The organism is Sphingobium sp. MP9-4, from assembly GCF_005281675.1.
Lineage (GTDB): Bacteria > Pseudomonadota > Alphaproteobacteria > Sphingomonadales > Sphingomonadaceae > Sphingobium > Sphingobium yanoikuyae.
In genome coordinates, this window is sequence record NZ_LUFI01000002.1 from 124,045 (window position 1) to 146,436 (window position 22,392).

23 protein-coding genes are annotated in these 22,392 nt (G+C 65.1%); 13 read left to right on the forward strand and 10 right to left on the reverse strand.

Going from position 1 to position 22,392, the window contains the following annotated elements; translation table 11 throughout:
* Positions 1–331: 331 nt before the first annotated feature.
* The 3 genes from A0U87_RS01515 to epsC all read right to left on the reverse strand — a co-directional run bounded on the left by A0U87_RS01515 (position 332) and on the right by epsC (position 3,060).
* Complete coding sequence (locus A0U87_RS01515; RefSeq protein WP_004212408.1) at positions 332–1,675, reverse strand: UDP-glucose/GDP-mannose dehydrogenase family protein; 1,344 nt, start codon at positions 1,673–1,675, stop codon at positions 332–334.
* A 321-nt stretch (positions 1,676–1,996) separates the two neighbouring features.
* Positions 1,997–2,344 (reverse strand): DUF2794 domain-containing protein, encoded by a 348-nt coding sequence (locus tag A0U87_RS01520; protein WP_004212406.1) that lies wholly within the window; start codon positions 2,342–2,344, stop codon positions 1,997–1,999.
* Positions 2,344–3,060: a serine O-acetyltransferase EpsC gene (epsC, locus tag A0U87_RS01525; protein WP_004212405.1), complete on the reverse strand. Its 717-nt coding sequence runs from the start codon at positions 3,058–3,060 to the stop codon at positions 2,344–2,346. Before epsC ends, A0U87_RS01520 begins: the two co-directional genes overlap by 1 nt.
* Positions 3,061–3,248: 188 nt before the next feature.
* On the opposite strand from epsC, the gene A0U87_RS01530 reads away from it, so the two are divergent.
* Positions 3,249–4,022, forward strand: coding sequence for a sulfite exporter TauE/SafE family protein (locus tag A0U87_RS01530; RefSeq protein WP_004212403.1), 774 nt, complete (start codon positions 3,249–3,251; stop codon positions 4,020–4,022).
* A 39-nt stretch (positions 4,023–4,061) separates the two neighbouring features.
* Positions 4,062–4,991 carry a hydrogen peroxide-inducible genes activator gene (locus A0U87_RS01535; RefSeq protein WP_004212401.1) on the forward strand — a complete coding sequence of 310 codons (930 nt, stop codon included), beginning with the start codon at positions 4,062–4,064 and terminating at the stop codon, positions 4,989–4,991.
* A gap of 4 nt (positions 4,992–4,995) precedes the next feature.
* Here the strand turns inward: A0U87_RS01535 and A0U87_RS01540 are convergent, their stop codons facing one another.
* The 3 genes from A0U87_RS01540 to pgsA are packed head-to-tail and all read right to left on the reverse strand — an operon-like array spanning position 4,996 to position 6,265.
* Positions 4,996–5,439, reverse strand: coding sequence for a molybdenum cofactor biosynthesis protein MoaE (locus tag A0U87_RS01540; protein ID WP_048936572.1), 444 nt, complete (start codon positions 5,437–5,439; stop codon positions 4,996–4,998).
* The gene (gene moaD, locus A0U87_RS01545) at positions 5,436–5,696 is read right to left on the reverse strand and encodes a molybdopterin converting factor subunit 1 (protein ID WP_048936573.1); all 261 of its coding nucleotides are present in this window, start codon (positions 5,694–5,696) and stop codon (positions 5,436–5,438) included. Before moaD ends, A0U87_RS01540 begins: the two co-directional genes overlap by 4 nt.
* A 5-nt stretch (positions 5,697–5,701) precedes the next feature.
* Complete coding sequence (gene pgsA, locus A0U87_RS01550) at positions 5,702–6,265, reverse strand: CDP-diacylglycerol--glycerol-3-phosphate 3-phosphatidyltransferase (protein ID WP_004212395.1); 564 nt, start codon at positions 6,263–6,265, stop codon at positions 5,702–5,704.
* Between the two features lie 131 nt (positions 6,266–6,396).
* Between pgsA and A0U87_RS01555 the strand changes: the two genes are divergently transcribed.
* Positions 6,397–7,716, forward strand: a complete 1,320-nt coding sequence (locus A0U87_RS01555) for an MFS transporter (RefSeq protein ID WP_048936574.1) — start codon at positions 6,397–6,399, stop codon at positions 7,714–7,716.
* On the opposite strand, the gene A0U87_RS01560 is transcribed toward A0U87_RS01555, so the two are convergent.
* Entirely contained in the window at positions 7,713–7,922 is a 210-nt protein-coding gene (locus A0U87_RS01560) for a hypothetical protein (protein WP_004212393.1), read from the reverse strand. The genes A0U87_RS01555 and A0U87_RS01560 overlap by 4 nt on opposite strands.
* 107 nt (positions 7,923–8,029) lie before the next feature.
* Here A0U87_RS01560 and A0U87_RS01565 point away from each other — a divergent pair, with 107 nt between their 5' ends.
* Positions 8,030–10,105: a PBP1A family penicillin-binding protein gene (locus A0U87_RS01565; protein ID WP_137405188.1), complete on the forward strand. Its 2,076-nt coding sequence runs from the start codon at positions 8,030–8,032 to the stop codon at positions 10,103–10,105.
* 170 nt (positions 10,106–10,275) lie between these two features.
* Positions 10,276–11,994, forward strand: a complete 1,719-nt coding sequence (locus A0U87_RS01570; protein ID WP_048936576.1) for an ATP-binding protein — start codon at positions 10,276–10,278, stop codon at positions 11,992–11,994.
* Here A0U87_RS01570 and A0U87_RS01575 read toward each other — a convergent pair.
* From A0U87_RS01575 to A0U87_RS01585, 3 genes are all read right to left on the reverse strand, one after another.
* On the reverse strand, positions 11,991–13,163 hold the full coding sequence (locus tag A0U87_RS01575; protein ID WP_048936577.1) for an NAD(P)/FAD-dependent oxidoreductase: 1,173 nt from the start codon (positions 13,161–13,163) through the stop codon (positions 11,991–11,993). The genes A0U87_RS01570 and A0U87_RS01575 overlap by 4 nt on opposite strands.
* A complete protein-coding gene (locus A0U87_RS01580) occupies positions 13,163–13,618 on the reverse strand; it encodes a YaiI/YqxD family protein (protein ID WP_048936684.1) in 456 nt (151 codons plus the stop codon). The genes A0U87_RS01575 and A0U87_RS01580 overlap by 1 nt, the downstream gene beginning before the upstream one ends.
* 98 nt (positions 13,619–13,716) lie before the next feature.
* Positions 13,717–14,703 (reverse strand): aldo/keto reductase, encoded by a 987-nt coding sequence (locus tag A0U87_RS01585; RefSeq protein WP_048936578.1) that lies wholly within the window; start codon positions 14,701–14,703, stop codon positions 13,717–13,719.
* A gap of 99 nt (positions 14,704–14,802) precedes the next feature.
* Between A0U87_RS01585 and A0U87_RS01590 the strand changes: the two genes are divergently transcribed.
* Genes A0U87_RS01590 through dxs form a run of 8 tightly spaced genes read left to right on the forward strand, consistent with a single transcriptional unit; the run spans position 14,803 to position 22,342 of the window.
* Complete coding sequence (locus tag A0U87_RS01590) at positions 14,803–15,699, forward strand: LysR family transcriptional regulator (protein ID WP_137405189.1); 897 nt, start codon at positions 14,803–14,805, stop codon at positions 15,697–15,699.
* Between the two features lie 51 nt (positions 15,700–15,750).
* A complete protein-coding gene (locus tag A0U87_RS01595) occupies positions 15,751–16,173 on the forward strand; it encodes an iron-sulfur cluster assembly scaffold protein (protein WP_017499237.1) in 423 nt (140 codons plus the stop codon).
* Positions 16,173–17,975: a cation:proton antiporter gene (locus A0U87_RS01600; RefSeq protein WP_048936580.1), complete on the forward strand. Its 1,803-nt coding sequence runs from the start codon at positions 16,173–16,175 to the stop codon at positions 17,973–17,975. The genes A0U87_RS01595 and A0U87_RS01600 overlap by 1 nt, the downstream gene beginning before the upstream one ends.
* On the forward strand, positions 17,972–18,301 hold the full coding sequence (locus A0U87_RS01605; protein WP_048936581.1) for a DUF423 domain-containing protein: 330 nt from the start codon (positions 17,972–17,974) through the stop codon (positions 18,299–18,301). The genes A0U87_RS01600 and A0U87_RS01605 overlap by 4 nt, the downstream gene beginning before the upstream one ends.
* Before the next feature lie 44 nt (positions 18,302–18,345).
* A complete protein-coding gene (locus A0U87_RS01610) occupies positions 18,346–18,813 on the forward strand; it encodes a transcriptional repressor (RefSeq protein WP_048936582.1) in 468 nt (155 codons plus the stop codon).
* A 10-nt stretch (positions 18,814–18,823) separates the two neighbouring features.
* Positions 18,824–19,393 (forward strand): nicotinamide riboside transporter PnuC, encoded by a 570-nt coding sequence (pnuC, locus tag A0U87_RS01615; RefSeq protein WP_048936583.1) that lies wholly within the window; start codon positions 18,824–18,826, stop codon positions 19,391–19,393.
* On the forward strand, positions 19,390–20,412 hold the full coding sequence (locus tag A0U87_RS01620; RefSeq protein WP_048936685.1) for an AAA family ATPase: 1,023 nt from the start codon (positions 19,390–19,392) through the stop codon (positions 20,410–20,412). Before pnuC ends, A0U87_RS01620 begins: the two co-directional genes overlap by 4 nt.
* 10 nt (positions 20,413–20,422) lie before the next feature.
* A complete protein-coding gene (gene dxs / locus A0U87_RS01625; RefSeq protein ID WP_048936584.1) occupies positions 20,423–22,342 on the forward strand; it encodes a 1-deoxy-D-xylulose-5-phosphate synthase in 1,920 nt (639 codons plus the stop codon).
* Positions 22,343–22,392: the final 50 nt, after the last annotated feature.

Sequence of the window (22,392 nt, forward strand, 5' to 3'; positions counted from 1 at the left end):
CAAAGCTGTTGCTGGTGCTGCTGGTCGTCGCCGTGCTGGTCGTCGCACTGCTCGCACTGCTGCTGGAGATGGTGACCGTGCCGCTATCGGCCGTGCTGGTCGATGAACTGCTGGTCGTACTGGTTCCGCCCGACAGGATCGTGGCGGCGCCCGCCGCGAAGACAGACGTAATGATTGCTCCGGCTCCGATCATGGAGCCAGCCGATTTGCTGCGCATAATGCAACCCCCGTTTTGGTGTCCCTAAAGGGTCCGCCACGAGGGTTAACAATTGCTTCCAGACAAGCTCGCCTCGTCGCAAATCAGCCATTTTTGCGACGAGGCGAGGAACTTTTACTCGGCAGCTTCAACCAGCATTTCGGGCTCCGGCGCCATGCCACGGCCAACGCTGTCATAGATAAATCCAGCCGCTTCAGCGACTTCGGGCCGATAGATGTTGCGCAGGTCGACCAGGCCATTGCCAGCCATCACGCCGCGCAGGCGCGACAGGTCGAGCGCGCGCAGCGCATCCCATTCGGTGACCAGCACGACGGCCGATGCCCCCTGCGCTGCGGCATAGGGATCGTGGAAGAAATCGACATTCTGCAGCAGCGGCTGGGCAGCCTCGATCCCTTCGGGGTCGAAGGCGCGGATCTGCGCGCCACCGTCCTGCAGTGCCTGGATGATCGACAGCGACGGCGCATCACGCATATCGTCGGTATTGGGCTTGAAGGTCAGGCCCAGCACCGCGATCGTCTTGCCACGCACCGATCCGTTGCACACGCCGATCACCTTGCGCGCCATGGCCCGCTTGCGGCTTTCGTTGATCGCGACGGTGGTTTCGATCAGGCGAATGGGCGCGCCGGAATCTTCTGCCGTCTTGACCAGCGCCAACGTATCCTTGGGGAAGCAGGAGCCGCCATAGCCGGGTCCGGCATGCAGGAATTTCGAACCGATCCGGTTATCCAGGCCAATGCCGCGCGCCACCTGCTGCACATCCGCGCCGACCCGTTCGCACAGTTCGGCCATCTCGTTGATATAGGTGATCTTCATCGCCAGGAAGGCGTTGGCGGCATATTTGATCAGTTCGCTGGTGCGACGACCGGTGAACAGCAGCGGCGCCTGGTTGAGATAGAGCGGGCGATAGACCTCTTCCATCACCGGACGAGCACGCTCGTCCTCGATGCCGACGACGATGCGATCCGGGCGCTTGAAATCCTCGATCGCGGCCCCCTCGCGCAGGAATTCGGGATTGGAGGCGACCGCAAACTGGGCGTCGGGATTGGTTTCACGAATGATCCGTTCGACCTCGTCACCGGTGCCGACCGGCACGGTCGACTTCGTAACCACAACGGTAAAGCCCTTGAGCGCCCCGGCAATCTCGCGCGCAGCATCATAGACATAGCTGAGGTCGGCATGGCCATCGCCCCGACGCGCCGGCGTACCGACCGCAATGAAGACGACATCGGCGTCTGCCACGGACGTTGCCAGATCGGTCGTGAAGCTCAACCGGCCCGCCTTGACGTTGCGCGCGATGAGATCGGCCAGGCCCGGCTCATAGATCGGCACGCCGCCTTCGCGCAACTTGGCGATCTTGCGCTCATCCTTGTCGACGCAGATGATTTCGTGTCCGAAATCCGCGAGGCAGGCGCCCGATACCAGACCAACATAACCAGATCCGGTCATCACGATCCGCATGACAATTCTCCTTGTCCAATGTGCAAGCTAATCGACAATATGCCCGCAACCGATCGCCCCGATCCGGACAGGACGCGACAGAGCACTCCGGAAAATCCGGATGCGCGCACCTCTCGCCCTGACAAAGATCGAAGCCCCCGGCCTGTTCGGACAGTTGCCGCGTCAGTGGAACCAGCCACCTGTTGACGCGATGCAGCATAAGTCGGGTCATGACGCCGTTGCAACGCGACTTGGCGCTACGCGGGCACATGTGGACGTGGGGCGAAGGGAAAATGCGCCGAACCGCCGAAGCATGCGGGCACGATTAACCGGATCTGCGGGTCAATCCTCGACGATGCGCATCAATTTGCGTTCGACAGGCGCCAAGATGCCCTGCAACTCCTGCCCGCGCTTGAGCACATGACCCGCTTCACCCACCAGCGCCCACATGCCCTGACGGTTGCGCAACGCCGGCCGCTTCTCGATCCGATATTCAGGACGCTCGGCAGAACGCCGGAAAGCGGAGAAAATTGCCGCCTCGCGCCCCAGGTCCATGGCATAGTCGCGCCAGTGTCCGGCGGCGACCATGCGGCCATAGAGATCCATGATCCGCTGCAACTCCAGGCGATCGAACCCGACCTGCCCCTGTTGCTGGCCGTTGGGTGCTGGGAACGGCGTCACATTGGACATCAGGCCCGGCCACGCTCCTTGAACAGGGCTACGTCATCGGCAGGCAGTTCGGGCGCCTGCTTCTGCGCCAGCAACTCGGCCAGACGCTTCTGCAACTGCTCCACTTCGCACTGCAGCAATTCCAGCTTTTGCTTTTCCGGATCGAAGCAATCGGAGCAGGGCGTGCCATAGGGCAGGAAGTCGCGCTGATAGGCGGTGACATCGACCAGCATCGCGCGCGCGGGGATGCCGACCATGGTCGCGGCCTCCGCAACATCCTTGGTCACCACCGCATTGGCGCCGACACGGGCACGGGCGCCGACACGGACCGGGCCCAGCACCTGCGCGCCCGACCCCACGATCACGCCATTTTCCAGCGTCGGATGGCGCTTGCCGGCGATCCCGTTGGCGGGATCGGTCCCGCCCAGCGTCACATTCTGATAGAGAGTGACGTCGTCGCCAATCTCCGCCGTCTCGCCGATCACGGTGAAGCCATGATCGATGAAGAAGCGCTTGCCGATCTTCGCGCCGGGATGAATGTCATTGCCGGTCAGGAAGCGCGACAGATGATTGACTGCCCGCGCCAGGAAATAGAGCCGCGCCCGATAGAGACGATGCGCCACGCGATGGAAGGCCAGCGACCAGATACCGGGATAGAGCAGGATTTCCGCCCGCGATCGCGGCGCAGGGTCGCGCGACTTGACCGAATCCAGATAGGCGATGAGATTACGCAGCATCGAAACGTCCCTGAACGGACCCGCCCTGCTGGCGCGCCCCTTTTACCCTGTTGCCAGCAACATAGAGATTAAGCGGCAATTTTTCCAGAGCGCGCCCTAATTCGCCTTCCCGGCCCAAAACAGAAACTTGCTTGGCGCCTCAAGATATACCAATCATTGAGGTAGACAATTAGAACGAAGGTGTTTGGATGATCGACACATTTATCGCCCATTTTGGCGAAATACTGCCCTTCATCCTGATCGGCTTCGGCGCGCAGATTATCGATGGCGCCCTCGGCATGGCCTATGGCGTGATTTCCAGCACCCTGTTGCTGGCCATGGGCGTGCCGCCCAGCCGCGCGTCCGCCAGCGTCCATGCCGCCGAAACCTTCACCACCGGCGTGTCAGCGATCAGCCATATCCTGCACCGCAATGTCGACTGGGGCCTGTTCGCCCGGCTCGTCATTCCCGGCGTGATCGGCGGCGTGGCCGGCGCCTACCTGCTCTCCAATATCGACGGCGCGATCATCAAGCCCTTCGTCCAATTCTATCTGGCAGCGATCGGCATCTACCTGATCTGGCGCGGCTTCCATTTCCCCCCGCACAGCAAGAGCCCGAAATGGGTCGCGCCGCTGGGCCTGGTCGGCGGATTCATGGACGCATCGGGCGGCGGGGGCTGGGGCCCGGTCGTGACGTCCAACCTGCTGATCCAGGGATCGAGCCCGCGACACACCATCGGCACGGTCAACAGCGTCGAATTCATCCTGACCCTGTCGATCAGCCTGACCTTCCTGTTCCATTTGGGCTGGGAAAGCTTCACCACCTACACGATCGGCCTGCTGATCGGCGGCGTGGTGGCAGCCCCCTTTGGCGCCATGCTGGCCCGCCATGTCGCCCCCAAGGTGCTGTTCGTGGCCGTCGGCATCATCCTGACCCTGACGTCGGCCTTCGGCATCGCCAAATATCTTGGTTATATCGGATAATTCGCTTATATTCGGATTTCTAATTCAGGAATCCGATAAATGTCGAACTACATGCCCACGCTCAAGCAGCTGCAATATCTGGTTGCGCTGAAGGAACATGGCCATTTCGGCAAGGCGGCCGACAGCTGCTATGTGACCCAGTCCACCCTGTCGGCCGGCATCCGCGAACTGGAGTCCCTGATCGGCGTCACACTGGTCGAGCGAACGCGCCGCGTCGTGCGCTTCACGGCGCTGGGCGATCGCATCGTCGAAAAGGCGCACCGCGTCCTGCGCGAGGCGGAGGAGCTAGCCGCGATCGCCGAGGCGTCGGGCAAGCCGCTGACCGGTGAATTGCGGATGAGCGTCATCCCGACGATCGCGCCCTTCCTGCTGCCGCGCCTGCTGCCGCGCCTGCGGGCCGACCGGCCGGAATTGAAGCTCTACCTGCGCGAGGAAACGACCCAGGCGGCGATCGATTCGCTGCGCCATGGCAATGTCGACTGCGTGCTGATGGCTCTGCCCTATCCCACCGGCGAACTGGACAGCGAGATATTGTTCCAGGATCCGCTCTATGTTGCCTTCCCGCGCGACGATCCGACCAATCCGCCGGACTGGATCAAGCCGGACATGATCGACGAGAACAAGCTGCTGCTGCTGGAGGACGGGCATTGCCTGAAGGACCATGCGCTGGCTGCCTGCAATCGCCCCGACCTGCGCGCCAGCGCGACGATGATGGGCACCTCGCTCCACACGCTGATCCAGATGGTCGACAATGGCCTGGGCGTCACGATGCTGCCGGAAATGGCGCTGGCCGGCGGCATATTGGAACATACCAATATCACCGCGCGCCCGCTGCAGTCCGATCATGCCTGGCGCGATATTGCCCTAGTCTGGCGCAAGAACAGTCCGCGCGAAAAGGAATTCCATCTGCTCGCCGAGATATTGCGCGACGCAGCGGACCATCCCGCGATCCGCGCCAACGCCGCCTGATCGATCAGCGATCCCAGCCCTGCGCCTTGGCCTCATCCTCGGCGCGGGGCGCGACCCAGGCGCCTGCGCCATCGGCATAATACGCCTTTTTCCAGAAGGGCGCGCGCGATTTCAGCCAGTCGATCAGGAAGGCGCAGCTTTCCAGCGCCGCCGCGCGATGCCGCGATGCCGTGCCGACGAACACGATCCGCTCGCCCGGCAGCAACCGACCATGGCGATGGATGATCGACAGCCCCAGCAGCGGCCAGCGCGCCATCGCCTCCTCCGCGATCCGTTCAGCCTGGCGCTGCGTCATCGCCGGATAATGTTCCAGTTCCAGCGCCACCAGCCCCTCTTCGCCGCGGACGATACCGGTGAAACTGGCCACCCCGCCGCCGCCCAGCGCTTCGAGCGCGGCCAGTTCAGCCGAAATATCGAAATCATCCGCCTGGATGGCGACCCGTTTCATCCACCCGTGACCGGCGGGAACAGCGCCAGTTCCCGCGCCGTGCCGATTGCCTGATCGAAACCGACAAATTGCTGGTCCAGCGCCGCGCGCAACCGATCGGGATCGGCCAGCGCCTCGGCATAGCCACCGCCCTGTGCCGCCAGTCGCGCTACCAGTTCCGCTACGGTCTCATCTGGCGAAGCCAGTTCGACCCGCTCGTCATCGCGGCCAATGGCTTCGCGCACCCAGGCAAAATAGACGAGGGTCACAGCGGCCATGCCGGTCAGTCCATATGCTTGATGCCGACGCGCAGATAATCCCAGCCGGTAATCAGCGTCAGGATGGCCGCGGCCCACAGGGTCAGTATGCCAACGCTCTGCACGAAGGGGAATTGCGGCACGGCACCGGCCAGGATCAGGGCGCCCAGCGCGATCAACTGGAACGTGGTCTTCCACTTGGCCAGGCGCGACACCGGGACAGACACCTGAAGGCCGGCCAGAAATTCCCGCAGCCCCGACACGGCGATCTCGCGCAGCAGGATGATCATCGCGGCTGCGATATGGATGCCGGCAATGTCGCGCGTCGCGGCGAGCATCAGGATGACCGCGCCGACCATGATCTTGTCCGCGATCGGATCAAGGAACACGCCCAGCTTGGACACGGCGCCCTGCGCACGGGCGAGGTAGCCGTCGAAATAGTCGGTGATGCCCATCAGGCAGTAGAGACCGAAGGCAAGGCCATAGCCCGTGGTCCAGCGCGCGCCCATCTCGCCGGGCCACAACAGGGCCACCAGCAAGGGCACGGTGATGATGCGCGAAAGCGTCAGCAAATTGGGCAGCGTCAGCATCAGGGCGACCTGCCACAGTCCCGCATCGGGCACAAGCGAAGGCAGCAAGAAGTGAACAGGAAATTGGACAGGCCCGCCTGCAGCGGCTAGACCGCCCCCCGGTCGTCCACAGCGAAAAGCCAAACGCACTCATGCAAGCCTCACTCAGGCTCCTCAAAAAGCGCCGTTTTCTGCCGCTTTTCATCACCCAGCTTCTCGGCGCCTTCAACGATAACCTGTTCAAGAACGCCATGGTGCTGTTCGTGGTGTATCAGGTCTATAATGACGAGCGGTCCGAAACCTGGTTCAGTGCGCTGGCCACCGGCATCTTCATCATCCCCTTCTTCCTGCTGTCCGCCCTGTCGGGCCAATTGGCCGACCAGCGCGACAAGGCCGTCATCATCCGCTGGGTGAAGGCAGCCGAAATCGTCATCATGACGGTCGGCGCGACCGGCCTGGCGCTGATCTGGAGCGGCATCGCCGTCCATATCCTGGCGATCCCGCTGCTGCTCGCCGCCCTGTTCGCGATGGGTATCCACTCCACCTTCTTCGGCCCGATCAAATATGCGATCCTGCCCCAGCATCTGCATGATGACGAGGTCCTGGGCGGCACCGGGCTGGTGGAAGCCGGCACCTATATCGCGATCCTGGCCGGCACCATCCTGGCCGGCATCATCCCGATCGAGGCCGCGGCCATCGGCGTGGTGGTGACCGCCTTCATCGGCTATTTTGCCAGCCGGGCCGTGCCGCCCGCCCCGTCGCTGCTCGCCAAGCAGCCGATCGACTTCCACGTCATCCGATCCTCGGTCGCGCTGGTACGGGGCACGATGCACATTCCGCGCCTCTATCTGGCGATCATGTCGATCAGCTTCTTCTGGGCCGTGGGATCGGTGCTGTTCATCCAGTTCCCGCCGCTGGTGAAGAATGTCCTGACCGCCGACAAGTCGGTTGCCAGCCTGTTCCTGGCGATCTTCTCGATCGGCATCGCGATCGGATCGATCGCGATCAACCGGCTGCTCGCCGGCCATGTCTCGGCCAAATATGCCCCCGCATCGGTGATCGGCATGGGCTGCTGCATCATCGCCTTCCATGTGGTGTGCGACCTGTGGACGCCGGCACCCGGTGGCCAGATGCTGCCGCTCGCCGGCTTCCTCGCCCATCCGATGGCGATCCCGCTGTCGCTCTGCCTGCTCGGCGTGGCGACCTTTGGCGGCATGTTCGTGGTGCCGCTCTACGCCTTCCTCACGACCACGGTCGAGAAGTGCGAGGCGGCGCGCACCGTGGCGGCCAATAATATCGTCAATTCCGGCGCCATGGTGGTCGGATCGCTGATCGCGATCGGCCTGACCCTGGCCGGCCTGGAGGTGGTCTATCAGCTGCTGCTGGTGGCGGCGATGTGCCTGCCCTGCGCCTGGCTGGCCTGGCGGCTGCACAAGGCCTGTGACGGCCCGACCTGCGGCGGCGAGCTTTAGAAGATGAAGCTGTAGAAAGCCGTGAAGAAGGCCGAAAAGCTCAGCACGAACAGCTTCCAGTCATTATCGTCGGAGACGGCAACATCACGGCGCCGACGCGCCTGCGACGACGCATCGTCCGTCAGCTGGAAGATGTGACGGGGTAGCCGCTGCCGAAAGGGGTGACGGGCGGCTTCGTTGGTGAGGACGAGGACTCGGTTTCTCATAAGGATTGGTTAACGCGATATTTACCATTAGTTCCATGGCAAATTTCGTAAAATCCGGGATGTCCCGTCGCGGGACAGACTTGACCGTATCAACAACATAATACAGCATGGCCGTGCCGATGACCGAAATGCCCAATCCCGCCCCTACCGGCACGCCTGCCCCGGCCGCTGACGAAGCGCGCCCGTTCGGCGCCGGCCCGCCCAGCGCCTTTACCCCGCCCACCCCGTGGAAGCGGCGGCTGCAGATTTTCGGCTGGATCGTGGCGGCAGGGCTGGCCCTGTTGATGCTGATCATCGCCTGGCTGGCGGTGACGGCGCCGATGTCGCGTTCGCTCCAGCCCATTGCCCCGCCCAGCATCAGCCTGATGTCGGCCGACGGCCATCTGGTCGCGCGGCGCGGCGCCATCATCGACAAGCCGGTGGAGGTGGCCAAGCTGCCCGCCCATGTGCCCCAGGCCTTCATGGCGATCGAGGATCGCCGCTTCTATGACCATTGGGGTGTCGATCCGCGCGGCATCGCCCGCGCCATGTGGCACAATATCTGGTCAGACGGATCGTCGCAGGGCGGCAGCACCATCACCCAGCAGCTGGCCAAGGGCGTATTCCTGTCCAGCGACCGGACCATGGGCCGCAAGGCGCGCGAAGCGCTGATCGCCTTCTGGCTGGAGGCCTGGCTGACCAAGGACCAGATCCTCGAACGCTACCTCTCGAACGTCTATTTCGGCGACAATGTCTATGGCCTGCGCGCCGCCTCGCTCCATTATTTCGATCGTCAGCCCGAACGGCTGACCATATCCCAGGCCGCGATGCTGGCCGGCCTGTTGAAGGCGCCATCGCGTCTCGCGCCGACCAGCAATCTGAAGGGCGCACGTGCCCGCGCCGCGCTGGTGACGCAAGCGATGGTCGAGGCCGGCTATATCAGCAAGGCCCAGCGCGATCAGCTCGCCCCGGCCCGCCTGGATGTCCGCGAGTCCCCGGATGCCACCAGCGGCACCTATTTTGCCGACTGGGTGCTGCCGGAAGCGCGCGACCGGGCCGGCGCCGTCTATGGCGCGCAGGAGGTGAAAACGACGCTCGACTGGCGCATCCAGCGCCTCGCCGAAGCCGCGATCCGGCGCGCGCCGCTGGGCGGGGCACAGGTGGCGCTGGTGGCGATGAAGCCCGACGGCAGCGTCGTCGCCATGATCGGCGGCAAGAATTACGAGAAGAGCAGCTTCAACCGCGCCGTGCAGGCCAAGCGCCAGCCCGGCTCCACCTTCAAGCTGTTCGTCTATCTCGCGGCCTTCCGCGCCGGCATGACGCCCGACGACATGATCGAGGATACGCCGATCACCACCGGCACCTATCGCCCGGCCAATCATGGCGGCAAATATCGCGGCCGCATCACGTTGCGTCAGGCCTTTGCCGCGTCGAGCAATGTGGCGGCGGTGCGCCTGACCCAGAAGGTCGGCGTCGACAATGTCATCAAGGTTGCCCGCGATCTGGGCGTTACCGCGCCGCTGACCGAAGATCTCAGCCTCGCGCTCGGCACGTCGGAAATCCCGCTGGTGGAACTGGCCGAGGCCTATGCGTCGGTGGCAGCCGGCGCCTATCCGGTGCTCGCCCATGGCCTGCCGCCCGAGGAACAGGGCTGGTTCGACCGCCTCATGAAGCGCCAGCGTCATTTCAGCGACGACCAGCTCGAAATGATCCGCGACCTCCTGTCCTCTGCCGCCAATCGCGGCACCGGCAGCGCCGCGGCGTTGCGCACCAGCACCTTTGGCAAGACCGGGACGACACAGGATAGTCGCGACGCGATTTTCGTCGGCTATGCCGGCGGCCTGGTGACGGCGGTGTGGATCGGCAATGATGACAATGCCCCGCTGCCCGGCGGCGCGGCCGGTGGCGGTGTGCCAGCACGTATTTGGCGCAATTTCATGGCCGGCGCCATCAACGAGCCGGTCGAGAAGGTGCCCGAGGAAGAGCAAGACCCCGATCTGGTCAACGCCATCGCCAATGCCAGCGTCGAAACCGGCATCGGCAATGTCGGCGTCGGCATGGATCAGGGCGGAATGACCGTCACAATCGATGGCAACCAGCTTCGCATTCCGTCCGACCAGCCTTTGCCGCTGCCGCCGCAGGGCGTGCCCCCACCGCGGATCGCGCCGACCCAGCCACAGGAAAATGAACCGCCGCAGCCATGACGGCGATTTCGATACCCCGCATTTCATGGCTTCGCGCCCACACGAACAAGCCGTAAAATTGCGTATATTATGTAATCATACCTAGTCTTAACCTACTGACAAATCTCCATTTCCCCTGCCCGTCTGATCGATGATATAGTGCGATTCCCTTCCACTTCAGAGGTCATACGATGAATGGAGCATATGGCCGAGAGGACCATTCGACGCAGAAGGCGCTCGCGGCCCGCTGGACCATAGCGGCCGAGGCCATGGAAGCCCTGGCCGGCGCGCGGTCCCTGGATGCGGTGGTCGCCGTCCTGCGCGCCTTCGCCCGCCGCGCCGTCGGCGCAGACGGTATCGCGGTCGTGCTGCGCGACGGCGACAAATGCCATTATATCGCCGAGGACGCCAAGGCGCCTTTATGGGCCGGGCAACGATTTCCGGCGGAAACCTGTGTGTCCGGCTGGGCGATGCTGAACCAGGAAACCGCGGTCATCGCCGACATATTCGACGATGTCCGGGTGCCGGTCGATGCCTATAGCCAGACCTTCGTCCGCAGCATGATCATGGTGCCGATCGGCCGGGTCGACCCGATCGCCGCCGTGGGCGCCTATTGGTCCGAGCCGGCGATGCCGACCGACAATGAGATTTCGCTGCTCGAAGCGCTGGCGCGGGCCGCGTCCACCGCACTCGAAAATGGCCGGCTCTTCAGCGCACTCGAATCCCTGAACGATCATCTGGACCAGCGCGTGCGCGAACGCACGAGCGAACTGGAAAGCGCGCAGGACAAGCTGCGGCAAATCCAGAAGATGGACGTGCTGGGCCAGTTGACCGGGCATGTCGCGCACGACTTCAACAATCTGCTGACGCCGATCATCGGCGGGCTGGACCAGATCATCGCCGGCGGCCGATCCCCCGAAGCGGTAGCGCGCACCGCCAATATCGCGATGCAGGCGGCGGAAACCGCGCAGACGCTGGTCAAGCGGCTGCTCGCCTTTGGCCGTCGCCAGCCGTTGCAACCGACATCGGTCAATCTTTCCGAGACGCTGGAGAATATGCAGACCTTGCTGGTCAGCACGGTCGGCCCGCAGATCATTCTCCATGTCGACGCCGCGCCGGATGTGCCGCCGGTGCGCGCCGATCGACATCAGCTGGAACTGGCCATCCTCAACCTGGTGGTCAACGCGCGCGACGCCATGCCGAACGGCGGCCAGGTCATCATTTCTGCCGAACGGTGCAAGAGCCGCCTCCCCGTGCCACTGATCCCCGGCCAATTTGTCTGCTTGCGTATCACCGACACCGGCATTGGCATGACCCCGGCAGTCAAGGCGTCCGCGACCGAGCCCTTCTTCACGACCAAGCCGGTCGGTCATGGCACCGGGCTTGGCCTGTCGATGGCCCATGGCCTGGCCGGCCAGTTGGGCGGTGCGCTGGAAATCGTCAGTGAAGTGGGTCAGGGCACGGAAGTCCAGCTCTGGCTGCCAATCGAGAAGCAGAAGCCGGTGGCCATCGTGGCGGATGGCGATGGCGGCGAGATCGCAGCAACGCAAGGCAAGGTGCTGCTGATCGACGACAATGCCCTGGTCCGCCATGGCACGCGGGAAATGCTGACCGACCTTGGCTATGACGTGGTCGACATCGACAATGCCGAACTGGGGCTCAGCATGATCGCCGCCGACTTCCGGCCCGACATCGTCGTCACCGACCATATCATGCCCGGCATGACCGGCGCCGAACTGGCGCTGCGGCTGCGCGTCGACCATCCCGAAATCGCGTTGCTCATCATATCCGGCTATGAAGGCGTCGACCTGATCGCGCCGGATATTCCGCGCCTTTCCAAGCCCTTCCGCCGCCAGCATCTTCAGGCCAGCATCGCAGCAGCGCAGGCCCAGACCGTAGGGCGCGCCTAGAGCGCCTGCCCGGCCGCCCAGCCGCTGGCCCAGGCCCATTGGAAATTATAGCCGCCGAGCCAGCCAGTGACATCGACCGCCTCGCCAATGGCGTAGAGGCCCGGCACCTTGGCGGCTTCCATCGTCCGCGACGACAGGCCAGCGGTGGCGATTCCGCCGACCGTGACCTCCGCCTTGGCATAGCCTTCGGTGCCGGACGGGATGAAGGACCAGCCCGCCAGCCGCTCGCCAATCTGGCGCAGGGTCTTGTCGGGCAGATTGCCAAGGTCACCCTGCGTGCCGATCCGTTCGAGCAGGGCATCGGCCATGCGCTCGGGGAAGCGCTCGACCAGCACGCGCCGCAAGCCGGTGCGCGGACGATTGCGCTTTTCGGCCAGCAACCAGTCCACGCCGAGATCGGGCAGGAAATTGACGTGGATCGGCGTGCGATGTTCCCAATAGGAGGAAATCTGCAGCATCGCCGGGCCGGAGAGGCCCCGATGGGTGAAGAGCGCCGCCTCGCGGAACCGGGTCTTGTTCCAGCGCACCTCCACCTCCGCCGAGACGCCCGACAGCGACTGGAACAGCGCGTCATCCGGCCCCAAGGTGAAGGGCACCAGCGCCGGCCGGGGCTGCACCACCTTGAGATCGAACTGGCGCGCGACCTCATAGGCGAAGCCCGTAGCGCCCAATTTCGGGATGGACGGGCCACCGGTCGCCAGCACCAAAGACGGCGCCGACACGATGCGATCGCCCAGCTTGACGCGAAACAGGCCATCGCCATGGCTGATATCCGTCACCGGCTGGCCCAGCGCCATGGTCACGCCGCCGGCCGCGCATTCCTCTTCCAGCATCGCCACGACCTGCTTCGCCGATCCGTCGCAGAAGAGTTGCCCCAGCGTCTTTTCATGCCAGGCGATGCCATAGCGGCCGATCAGGGTAAGGAAATCCTGCGGCGTGTAGCGGCCCAGCGCTGATTTGGCGAAATGCGGATTGGCCGACAGATAGCGGTCGGCAGCGGTATGGATATTGGTGAAATTGCAGCGTCCGCCGCCGGAGATCAGGATCTTCTTGCCCGGTGCATCGGCATGGTCGGCCAGCAGCACCCGGCGTCCACGCTGGCCGGCGGTGGCAGCGCACATCATACCCGCGGCGCCGGCGCCCAGGATTATCGCGTCATAATCGCCCATCACCGCCCCCGCTTCATGCGCACGATGGCCTCGTCCAGCGCGGACAGGAAGCGGGATCGATCCGTCTTGGAGAAAGGCGGCGGCCCGCCGACCGGATCGCCCACGGCGCCGGCGCGCAGGTCCGCCATGATCGCCCGCACCGCGATCGCGCTGCCGATCGAAGCGCTGGTGAAGGGCTTGCCATTGGGCGCGATCACCCCCGCCTCGGCCTTGAGGCAACGGTCGGCGAGCAGGATATCAGCGGTGATGCACAGCGTATCGGCACCGGCGCGTTCGGCGATCCAGTCGTCGGCGGCGTCGAACCCGTCGCTCACCACCACGCGGTCGATCAACTCATGCGCCGGAATGCGGATCGGGCTGTTGCTGACGATGGTGACCGGCACGCCATGGCGGAAGGCAACCTTGTAGATTTCCTCCTTCACCGGGCAGGCGTCGGCATCGACCAATATGTGCATCGCCGCGCTGTCCTTTCGTTCCGGCCATTCGCGGCGGCGATAGGCGGACAGGGACAAACGCGCAATGGGCCGGGGAAACGCCCCGGCCCATCCTGTCGTCAGCGCCCGACGATTTCGAGCAGATGCGGCGGGTAGCGCTCGCCCTCCACCGGGATGGCATCGGCCGCCGCACGGATCCGGCTCAGGTCGGCGTCACTCAGTTCGACCTTGGCCGCGCCCAGATTTTCCTCCAGCCGGTGCAGCTTGGTCGTGCCGGGGATCGGCACGATCCAGGGCTTCTGCGCCAGCAGCCAGGCGATCGCGATCTGTGCCGGGGTCGCGTCCTTCTCGGCCGCGATGCCCTTGAGCAGGTCGACCAGCGCCAGGTTCTTCTCCCGCGCTTCGGCGGCAAAGCGCGGCAGGCTGTTGCGGAAATCGCCCTCGGCCAGTGCGGTATCCTTGCCGATCGCGCCGGTCAGAAAGCCCTTGCCGAGCGGGCTGTAGGGCACGAAGCCGATGCCCAGTTCCTCGCAGGTTTCAAGGATGCCGTTGGTTTCCGGGCCACGGGTCCAGAGCGAATATTCATTCTGGAGCGCGGCGACCGGCTGCACCGCATGGGCGCGGCGGACCGTCGCGGCCGACGGCTCGGACAGGCCGAAATGCCTGACCTTGCCCTCGGCGATCAGGTCCTTGACGGCTCCCGCCACATCCTCGATCGGCACGGCCGGATCGACGCGATGCTGGTAGAAAAGATCGATCACCTCGACACCCAGCCGCTTGAGCGAGGCGTCCGCCACCGCGCGGATATTGTCCGGCCGGCTGTTGAGCGCGCCAAGACCGGCGCCGATGTCGAAGCCGAACTTGGTGGCGATCACCACCTGGTCGCGCACCGGCGCCAGCGCGGCGCCGACCATTTCCTCGTTGGTATAGGGGCCATAGACCTCCGCGGTGTCGAAGAAGGTGACACCGAAGTCGACAGCTGCGCGGATCAGCTTGATCCCTTCATCCTGGCTGACGGCTGTGCCATAGCCGAAGTTGAGGCCCATGCAGCCCAGGCCAATGGCCGAAACCTCCAGCCCGCTCTTGCCCAAAAGTCGCTTTTCCATAGCGGTCACTCCGATTTGATGTCCGAACGGAAGATAGGCTGTCGCCAAGTGGCGGATTAGATCATAAAAGCGGCAAGACTTTATATCCGGAGTTCATGAATGCGGCGCGAAGAGCTGGTCGACCTCAACGCCTTCCTGATGGTCGCCGACACCGGCAATTTCACCCGAGCGGCCGCGCTGCTCGGCACGTCGCAGTCCGCGCTCAGCCATACCATAAGGCGGCTGGAAACGCGCCTGGGCGTGCGCCTGCTCACCCGCACCACCCGCAGCGTCTCCTTGACCGAGGCCGGCGATCGCCTGTCCGCCACGCTGCGCCCGGCGCTCGACAGCATCGCGACCGAACTGGCTTCGCTCGGCGACCTGCGCGAACGGCCGGCCGGTACCATCCGCATCACCGCCGCCGAACATGCCAGCAACACGGTCATCTGGCCAGCATTGCAACGGCTGTTGCCGCGCTATCCCGACATCCATGTCGAATTGAGCATCGATTCCGGCTTTGTCGACATCGTCAAGGAACGCTTCGATGCCGGCGTGCGGCTGGGCGAGGCGATCGCCAAGGATATGGTCGCCGTGCGCATCGGCCCGGACCTGCGCATGATCGTGGTCGGCGCGCCCGCCTATTTCGCCAGCCGCCCGGTGCCACGCGCACCCCAGGATCTGGCCGCGCATGACTGCATCAATCTGCGCCTGCGCAGCGCCGGCGGCCTTTATGCCTGGGAACTGGAAAAGGACGGCCATGAAATCCGGGTGCGGGTGGAGGGGCAACTGGCGTTCAACAGCATCGAGATGATCCGCCGCGCCGCCCTCGCCGGCTTCGGCCTCGCCTTCGTGATGGAGGATCAGGTGCGCGCGGATATCGACGAAGACCGGCTGATCCCGGTGCTGGAGGACTGGTGCCCGCCCTTTGCCGGTTATCATCTCTATTATCCCAGCCGCCGCCAGCCGGCCGCTGCGTTCAGCATCTTGGTCGACGCGCTGCGCTATCGCGGCCCCTAGGCCATTTTGCCGCCTTCTCCCGCAGGCATAACTGTCCTACATGGAGGGACAATGAGCGCATCCCTCTACAATAACGACATTCTTCGCCTCGCCGCGAGCATCCCGCACCACCAGCGGCTGGCCGATCCGCAGGCCAGCGTGGAAAAGCGATCGCCGACCTGCGGCTCGCGCATCACCGCCGATGTCCGCATGGCCGACGGCAGGCTCGCCGAAATGGGCCTGGACGTGAAGGCCTGCGCCCTGGGCCAGGCCTCCGCCGCGCTGATGGCGGCGCAGGCGATCGGCCTCACTGCTGACGAACTGGCAGAGGCGCGCGACAAGCTGGCCGCCTATCTGTCGGGCGAGAGCGAGGATCTGGATTTCTGGCCCGGCCTTGCAGTGCTGGCGCCGGCCCGCGGCTATCCCGCGCGCCACCCCTCGATCCGGCTTGGTTTCGAAGCGATTGCCGAAGCCGCGCGGATGGCGGACGCCTGATGCCGGTCGCCGAAACCGCCATGTCGGCCACCGACGTCCTCCTGTCCGAAGGCGTGATCCTGCTCGGCGTCGCCGTCGCCTTCGTCCTGCTGTTCCGCCGCTTCGGCCTGGGTGCGGTGCTGGGCTATCTGGTCGCCGGCGCCCTCGTCGGCCCGCAGGGGCTTGGTCTGGTCGGTGGCGCGGAATCAAAGCTAGCGATTGCAGAAATCGGCATCGTCCTGCTGCTCTTTCTCGTCGGCCTCGAACTCCATCCCGCGCGCCTGTGGCGACTGAAGCGCGACATCTTTGCGCTCGGCCTGGCACAGGTCGTTCTGTGCGGCCTCGCCCTTACCGCCATCATCTTCTATTCGACCGGCTTCACCTGGGGCGCAGCGATCGCACTCGGCTTGCCGCTCGCCCTCTCCTCGACCGCACAGGTGCTGCCCAGCCTCAAATCCAGTGGCCGCATCAACTCGCCCTTTGGCGAGAAGGTCTTCTCGATCCTGCTCTTCCAGGATCTCTCGATCGTCCCGCTGATCACCATCGTCGCCGCCCTGTCCCGCAATCCGGCAGACGCTGGCGGCCCGCCCGGATGGGTGCTGGCGGGCTATACCGTCGCCGCGATCGCCGGGCTGGTGCTGGCCGGCCGCTTCATCCTGCGGCCGTTGCTCAACCTGGTTGGTCGGCAGGGCGAGCGCGAACTGTTCGTCGCGGTCGGCCTGTTCACCGTGCTGGCCGCCGCATCGGTGATGCACAGCCTGCACCTCTCGACCGCGCTTGGCGCCTTCGTCGCCGGCGTGATGCTGGCCGATTCGCCCTATCGCCACGAGATCGAGTCCGACGTCGAACCGTTCCGTTCGATCCTGCTCGGCCTCTTCTTCCTGGCCGTCGGCATGGTGCTGGACCTGCGCGCCGTCGCCGCCAATCCCCTGTTCGTCATCGGCATGGCGGCAATGCTGGTGGCCGCCAAGACCGCGATCATCGCCCTGCTCGCCCGGCTGTTCGGCATGGCCTGGCAACAGGCGCTGAGCGCCGGCCTGCTACTCTCCCAAGGCGGTGAATTCGGCTTCGTTCTCTTCGCCCAGGCGCAGAATGCCTATCTGATCGCACCGCAGGCGGCGAGCCTGTTCAGCGCGATCGTCACCTTCTCCATGGCGACCACGCCCTTCCTGATGCTGTTTGCCCGCCGCTTCGAATTCGCCCAGCCCAAGGATCGCGACGACCTGCCGGGGCCGGAGGATGCGCCGCGCGGCAGCGCCATCATCGTGGGCTATGGCCGGTTCGGCCAGACCGTGGCCCAGATGCTGATGGGCCATGGCTTCGGCGTCGTGCTGATCGACAAGAAGCCCGCCCAGATCGAGGTGTCGAGCCGCTTCGACATGAAGGTCTATTATGGCGACGGCACGCGGATCGATCTGCTCCGCCGCGCCGGTGCCGACGAAGCCCGGCTGATCGCCTTCTGCATTGACGATCCCTCGCTGGACGGGCGCGTCTTGCAGCCCATTGCCGAGGCCTTCCCCCAGGCCGCGCTGATGGCGCGCGTGTTCGATCGTCGCCAGATCCTGGCGATGCAGGATATCGAACTGGCCGGCGTGGTGCGGGAAGTGTTCGAATCGGCCATCTGCATGGGCGTCCAGGCGATGCAGACGCTGGGTGTGCCGCCCGAAGAGGTCGAGGAAGTCGAGCGCCAATATCGCGAGAATGACGGCCAGCGGCTCGCCCTGCAGATCGAGCATGGAAATTTGCTGGCGGCCAAGGATCTGATGTATCGCCCCGGTCGGGGCATGCGCCTGCGCGCGCGCGGAGATGGAGAAGAAGCATGATCGCCATTCTGGCCGCCCTGTCGGCAGCGCTCGCTATTGCTGCCGGTGCCTTTGGCGCCCATGGCGCCGCCAGCCCGCAGGCGGCGGAGTGGCTGCGCACCGGCGGCCTCTATCAGTTGATCCATGCCGTCGCGGTCCTGACGATCATGGGCATCACGCGCGGCGGCGCCCTGTTGCTGCTGATCGGCGCGGCGATCTTTGCCGTCAGCCTCTATGCCATGGCGCTGGGGTGCCCGCGCTGGCTGGGCGCAGTGACGCCGATCGGCGGCGCGATGATGATCGGCGGCTGGTTCTGGGCCGCCTTCAACTACTGGCAGCGGGGCTGACCCAGCCACTTGCCGCCGCCGGAGGAGACGCCTAGATAATCGCCATGGCAGACCATCAGCACCATCATCATCAGGAACCCACCGGCAAGAAGCTGGCCGACGCGGCGCGGGCTACGCTGGAGGCGAAGGATGAGCAGTGGACGCCGATGCGCGCCGCCATCTTCGACGCACTGGCGGCCGAAGAAAAGCCGGCATCGGCCTATGATATCGCCGACACTGTGTCCAAGGCGCGCGGCAAGCGGGTCGCGCCCAACAGCGTCTACCGCATCCTCGACCTGTTCGTGGCGAACAATATCGCGATGCGGGTGGAAAGCGCGAACGCCTATATCGCCAACGCGCATCCCGGTTGCCATCATGACTGTATCTTCCTGGTCTGCGACAGCTGCGGCCAGGTGACGCATATCGACAATGATCCCATCACCGGATCGCTGCGGTCGGTGGCGGAAAAGGCCGGATTCGCGCCGGCGCGTCCAGTGATCGAGGTGCGCGGCACCTGTAGCGCCTGCCACTGACGGGCGGTTCATGACCATCATCGAATGGGTCGCAGCGGCGCTCGGCCTGGTCAATGTCGCGCTGGTGGCGCGCCGTTCGCTGTGGAACTATCCGTTCGGCATCGCCATGGTCGCGCTCTATTTCTTCGTCTTCTTCGAGGCGAAGCTCTACAGCGACGCGCTGCTGCAAATCTTCTTCCTGGTGATCAACGCCTATGGCTGGTGGAACTGGGTGCATAGCGAGAAGGTCGCCGACGGCGGCATAGCGGTGGCGCGCCTTAGCGTTCCGGCCCGCCTCGCCTGGATCGCGGGCACTGCGCTCGCCAGCCTGGCCTGGGGCATGGGCATGGCCCGCTTCACCGATGCCGCCGCGCCCTTCGCCGACGCCATGATCGCCGGCATGAGCGTCGCCGCGCAGATATTGCAGTCGCAGCGCAAGGTGGAAAGCTGGGTGCTGTGGGTGGCGGTCGATGCCCTTGCCACTGGCCTGTTCTGGAGCCGCGGCCTGATCGCGACGTCGATCCTCTACGCCATCTTCTTCTTCATCGCGCTATGGGGCCTGATCGCCTGGCGCCGCACGATGGACCAGGCGCCGGCATGACCCGCGGCTTCCTGCTCGGCAAGTTCATGCCGCCCCATGCCGGGCACCAGATGCTGATCGACAGTGCGCGGGCGATGGTGGATCAACTCACCATCCTGGTCTGCTGGTTGCCGGACGATCCGATCCCAGGACCGCTGCGGCTGCAATGGATGCGCGAATTGGCGCCGGGATGCCGGGTCATCGGCCATGATGCCATCGTGCCGCAGGCGCCTGAGGACTCCGACGACTTCTGGCCGATCTGGCGCGCCATCGTGGCACAGGCCCATCCCGAGCCGATCGACCTGCTGTTCGCGGGCGAAGCCTATGGGCTGCGGCTGGCGCAGGAAGTGGGCGGGCGCTTCGTGCCGCTGGGTGCCCGCATCCTGGGCGCGGACCAGGACGGACTGGGCGGCCTGTCCGCCAGTGCCGTGCGCGCCGATCCCTGGAGCCATTGGCGCTGGATCGCGCCGCCGGTCCGCGCGCATTTCACCCGGACGATCGTGCTGCATGGCGTCGAAAGCACCGGCAAGTCAGTGCTGGCCGAACGGCTCGCCCGGCGTTTCGACACGATCTGGGTGCCCGAATATGGCCGTGCCCAGGCCGAAGTTCACAGTGTCGATATGGACGAGGCCGACCTGCTGCTGATCGGTGCCGCCCAGTCCGCGACGATTGCGGCCGGCCAGCGGCTGGCGAACCGTCGCCTGTTCGCCGACACCGACGCGCTGATGACGGCGGCCTGGGCCGAGATGATGATCGGCCATGCGCCCGACGCGCTGCTCACCTACCCGAAGGCCGACCTCTATCTGCTGCTGGAACCCGATGTCGCCTGGATCGACGATGGCACGCGCATCTATGGCGACGATCCAGTGCGGGCGCGATTTGCCGATATCAGCCGGAACGTGCTGATCGACAGCGGCGTTACCTGGGCTTCGGTCGGCGGGGATTGGGACAGCCGTTTCACCCGCGCCGTTTCCCTGATTGAAGATTTGGCGCCCCCCTGCATGACGTCAGGGTTCGACTTGGCGCAGGAAAGCGAGTAGGCAGTTCCCCATGTCCAATCCGTCCACGCCGTTGCTCGACACCGTCAAGATCCCCGCCGACCTGCGCAAGCTGCAGCCCGACCAGCTCCGCCAGCTGGCCGATGAACTGCGCGCCGAAACCATCGCCGCCGTCGGCGTGACCGGCGGCCATCTCGGGTCGGGCCTGGGTGTCGTGGAACTGACCACCGCCATCCATTATGTGTTCGACACGCCCAACGACAAGCTGGTCTGGGACGTGGGCCATCAATGCTATCCGCACAAGATATTGACCGGCCGGCGCGACCGCATCCGCACCCTGCGCCAGGGCGGCGGCCTCAGCGGTTTCACCAAGCGCGCCGAATCCGAATATGACCCGTTCGGCGCGGCGCACAGCTCGACCTCGATCAGCGCGGCGCTCGGCTTTGCCGTCGCCAACAAGATGCAGGACAAGCCGGGCAAGGGCATCGCCGTGATCGGCGACGGCGCCATGTCGGCCGGCATGGCCTATGAGGCGATGAACAATGCACGCGAGGCGGGCAACCGTCTGGTCGTCATCCTCAACGACAATGACATGTCGATCGCGCCCCCGGTCGGTGGCCTGTCCGCCTATCTCGCCCGGCTGGTGTCGAGCCGCGAGTTTCTGGGCCTGCGCGACATGGCCAAGAAGCTGGCGCGCAAGCTGCCCCGCCCGCTGCACAAGGCGGCCAAGAAGACCGACGAGTTTGCCCGCGGCATGGCGACCGGCGGCACTCTGTTCGAGGAACTGGGCTTCTATTATGTCGGCCCGATCGACGGCCATAATCTCGAACATCTGATCCCGGTGCTGGAGAATGTCCGCGATGCGGCCGAAGGACCGTGCCTGATCCATGTCGTGACCCAGAAGGGCAAGGGCTATGGCCCGGCCGAAGCGGCCGCCGACAAATATCATGGCGTGCAGAAATTCGACGTCATCACCGGCACCCAGGCCAAGGCCCCTCCGGGTCCGCCCAGCTACACCAATGTCTTCGCCCAGGCGCTGATCGCCGAAGCGCAGCGCGACCCGCGCGTCTGCGCGATCACCGCCGCCATGCCGTCGGGCACAGGGCTCGACAAGTTCGAGTTGGCCTTCCCTGACCGGACCTTCGACGTCGGCATCGCCGAACAGCATGCCGTGACCTTCGCGGCGGGCCTCGCGGCGCAAGGGATGCGGCCCTTCTGCGCTATCTATTCGACCTTCCTGCAGCGCGCCTATGACCAGGTGGTGCATGATGTCGCCATCCAGAACCTGCCCGTGCGCTTCGCCATCGACCGCGCCGGTCTGGTCGGCGCCGACGGCTCCACCCATGCCGGCAGCTTCGACGTCACCTATCTCGCCAGCCTGCCGAATTTCGTCGTGATGGCCGCGGCCGACGAGGCGGAACTGACGCACATGGTCCATACCTGCGCCGTGCATGACAGCGGGCCGATCGCGGTGCGCTATCCGCGCGGCAACGGCACCGGCGTCGCCATGCCGGAGGTCCCCGAAGCGCTGGAGATCGGCAAGGGCCGCGTCGTGCGCGAAGGGCGCCAGGTCGCGATCCTGTCGCTCGGCACCCGGCTGGAAGAAGCGATGAAGGCCGCCGACACGCTGGAGGCCAAGGGCCTGTCGGCCTCGGTCGTCGACCTGCGCTTCGCCAAGCCGCTGGACGAGGCGCTGATCCGCCGGATGCTGACCACCCATGAGGTGGCGGTGACGATCGAGGAAGGATCGATCGGCGGTCTGGGCGCCCATGTCCTCACGCTGGCGAGCGATCTTGGCCTAACCGACAATGGCCTCAAGATCCGCACCATGCGCCTGCCCGACATCTTCCAGGATCAGGACAAGCCCGAACAGCAATATGCCGATGCGCGGCTGGATGCCGATGCGATCGTCGACACGGTGCTGACGGCGCTGCGCCACAACAGCGCCGGCGTGGAGGAAGCACGGGCCTGAAGGTCCGCGCTGGACCTCCTCACCCAACTGCCCTAGCCTGCCTTCCGCTG

Excerpts from the sequence above, each read along its gene's own strand:
- A0U87_RS01585 (WP_048936578.1), bottom strand. The coding sequence starts at position 14,703 with ATGGAAAAGCGACTTTTGGGCAAGAGCGGGCTGGAGGTTTCGGCCATT.
- A0U87_RS01600 (WP_048936580.1), top strand. The coding sequence starts at position 16,173 with ATGCCGGTCGCCGAAACCGCCATGTCGGCCACCGACGTCCTCCTGTCC.
- A0U87_RS01575 (WP_048936577.1), bottom strand. The coding sequence starts at position 13,163 with ATGGGCGATTATGACGCGATAATCCTGGGCGCCGGCGCCGCGGGTATG.
- A0U87_RS01535 (WP_004212401.1), top strand. The coding sequence starts at position 4,062 with ATGTCGAACTACATGCCCACGCTCAAGCAGCTGCAATATCTGGTTGCG.
- A0U87_RS01595 (WP_017499237.1), top strand. The coding sequence starts at position 15,751 with ATGAGCGCATCCCTCTACAATAACGACATTCTTCGCCTCGCCGCGAGC.
- A0U87_RS01620 (WP_048936685.1), top strand. The coding sequence starts at position 19,390 with ATGACCCGCGGCTTCCTGCTCGGCAAGTTCATGCCGCCCCATGCCGGG.
- A0U87_RS01520 (WP_004212406.1), bottom strand. The coding sequence starts at position 2,344 with ATGTCCAATGTGACGCCGTTCCCAGCACCCAACGGCCAGCAACAGGGG.
- pgsA (WP_004212395.1), bottom strand. The coding sequence starts at position 6,265 with ATGCTGACGCTGCCCAATTTGCTGACGCTTTCGCGCATCATCACCGTG.
- A0U87_RS01565 (WP_137405188.1), top strand. The coding sequence starts at position 8,030 with ATGGCCGTGCCGATGACCGAAATGCCCAATCCCGCCCCTACCGGCACG.
- A0U87_RS01530 (WP_004212403.1), top strand. The coding sequence starts at position 3,249 with ATGATCGACACATTTATCGCCCATTTTGGCGAAATACTGCCCTTCATC.
- A0U87_RS01540 (WP_048936572.1), bottom strand. The coding sequence starts at position 5,439 with ATGAAACGGGTCGCCATCCAGGCGGATGATTTCGATATTTCGGCTGAA.
- A0U87_RS01515 (WP_004212408.1), bottom strand. The coding sequence starts at position 1,675 with ATGCGGATCGTGATGACCGGATCTGGTTATGTTGGTCTGGTATCGGGC.
- dxs (WP_048936584.1), top strand. The coding sequence starts at position 20,423 with ATGTCCAATCCGTCCACGCCGTTGCTCGACACCGTCAAGATCCCCGCC.
- A0U87_RS01570 (WP_048936576.1), top strand. The coding sequence starts at position 10,276 with ATGAATGGAGCATATGGCCGAGAGGACCATTCGACGCAGAAGGCGCTC.
- A0U87_RS01560 (WP_004212393.1), bottom strand. The coding sequence starts at position 7,922 with ATGAGAAACCGAGTCCTCGTCCTCACCAACGAAGCCGCCCGTCACCCC.
- A0U87_RS01580 (WP_048936684.1), bottom strand. The coding sequence starts at position 13,618 with ATGCACATATTGGTCGATGCCGACGCCTGCCCGGTGAAGGAGGAAATC.
- A0U87_RS01610 (WP_048936582.1), top strand. The coding sequence starts at position 18,346 with ATGGCAGACCATCAGCACCATCATCATCAGGAACCCACCGGCAAGAAG.
- pnuC (WP_048936583.1), top strand. The coding sequence starts at position 18,824 with ATGACCATCATCGAATGGGTCGCAGCGGCGCTCGGCCTGGTCAATGTC.
- A0U87_RS01555 (WP_048936574.1), top strand. The coding sequence starts at position 6,397 with ATGCAAGCCTCACTCAGGCTCCTCAAAAAGCGCCGTTTTCTGCCGCTT.
- moaD (WP_048936573.1), bottom strand. The coding sequence starts at position 5,696 with ATGGCCGCTGTGACCCTCGTCTATTTTGCCTGGGTGCGCGAAGCCATT.
- A0U87_RS01605 (WP_048936581.1), top strand. The coding sequence starts at position 17,972 with ATGATCGCCATTCTGGCCGCCCTGTCGGCAGCGCTCGCTATTGCTGCC.
- A0U87_RS01590 (WP_137405189.1), top strand. The coding sequence starts at position 14,803 with ATGCGGCGCGAAGAGCTGGTCGACCTCAACGCCTTCCTGATGGTCGCC.
- epsC (WP_004212405.1), bottom strand. The coding sequence starts at position 3,060 with ATGCTGCGTAATCTCATCGCCTATCTGGATTCGGTCAAGTCGCGCGAC.